Here is a 1,525-nt window from a genome sequence, read left to right on the forward strand (position 1 = left end):
ATCGGCAACGTATTCGACAGTCAACTGGTGCGCGCGTGACCGCAACGATTGACTAACCGAATACGACACCGAAAGGCATCGCGTTTTACGCATGACCCCACTAATCACACCCACCCGAACCACGTCCGAATCCACCTTTGCCGAGATCGGCGTCCGCGCTGAAATAGTGCAGGCACTGACCGAGGACGGCATCAAGCATCCCTTTGCCATCCAAGAGCTAACCCTGCCGCTCGCACTCGCCGGCGACGACTTGATCGGCCAGGCCCGCACCGGAATGGGCAAAACCCTGGCGTTCGGGGTGCCGCTGCTGCAGCGGATCACCACCTCAGGCACCGAACGCCCGCTCACCGGCATCCCCCGGGCGCTGATCGTGGTGCCCACCCGCGAGCTGTGCCTCCAGGTCTCCGGCGACTTGGCCACTGCCGCCAAACACCTGACCACCGACGACGACCGACGGCTGTCGGTGGTGTCCATCTACGGCGGCCGGCCCTACGAGCCGCAGATCGAGGCGCTTCGCGCCGGCGCCGACGTGGTGGTCGGCACCCCCGGCCGGCTGCTCGACCTCGCCCAGCAGGGGCACTTGCAGCTGGGCGGTCTGTCGGTGCTGGTGCTCGACGAGGCCGACGAGATGCTCGACCTCGGCTTCCTGCCCGACATCGAACGCATCTTGCGCCAAATCCCCGATGAGCGGCAGTCGATGTTGTTCTCGGCGACGATGCCGGATCCGATCATCACGCTGGCCCGCACGTTCATGAACCAGCCCACCCACATCCGGGCTGAGGCGCCGCACTCCTCGGCCGTGCACGACCTCACCAAACAGTACGTTTATCGCGCCCACGCGCTGGACAAGGTCGAGCTGGTCAGCAGGGTGCTGCAGGTCCGCGGACGCGGCGCCACCATGATCTTCACCCGCACCAAGCGCACCGCCCAGAAGGTCGCCGACGAGCTGGCCGAACGCGGTTTCGCCGTCGGCGCCGTGCACGGCGACCTGGGGCAGATAGCCCGCGAGAAAGCGCTCAAAGCGTTCCGTAGCGGCGGGATCGATGTCCTGGTCGCCACCGACGTGGCCGCGCGCGGGATCGACGTCGACGACGTCACGCACGTCATCAACTACCAGATCCCCGAGGACGAACAGGCCTACGTTCACCGGATCGGTCGCACCGGCCGCGCCGGCAAGACCGGTGTCGCGGTCACCCTGGTGGACTGGGACGAGCTCGCCCGCTGGACGATGATCGACAAGGCCCTCGGCCTGGGCTGCCCGGATCCCTCTGAGACCTACTCCAGTTCGCCGCACCTCTACGCCGAACTCGACATCCCGACCGAAGCCCTGGGCACGGTCGGATCACCGCGCAAATCGCAGGCCAAACGCGCCACCTCGGGCGAACGCGGCAGCGACCAATCCGGGTCGCGGCCGCGGAAGAGCAGCCGGCAGCGGCAGCGCACCCGCGCAGGCAAATCGGTGACAGGCCACCCCATTGGTGGGCAAGCCACCGGTGCCACCAACGGCGAGGCCACGGCTTCAGCG

At 67.3% G+C, this 1,525-nt stretch carries 1 protein-coding gene; it reads left to right on the forward strand.

The features are described from left to right. Positions 1 to 91: 91 nt before the first annotated feature. On the forward strand, positions 92 to 1,525 hold a 1,434-nt coding region (locus tag WAN71_RS15130; protein WP_422226111.1), incomplete at its 3' end, for a DEAD/DEAH box helicase.

Origin of the sequence: Mycobacterium sp. (genome assembly GCF_049280035.1) — a bacterium.
GTDB lineage: Bacteria > Actinomycetota > Actinomycetes > Mycobacteriales > Mycobacteriaceae > Mycobacterium.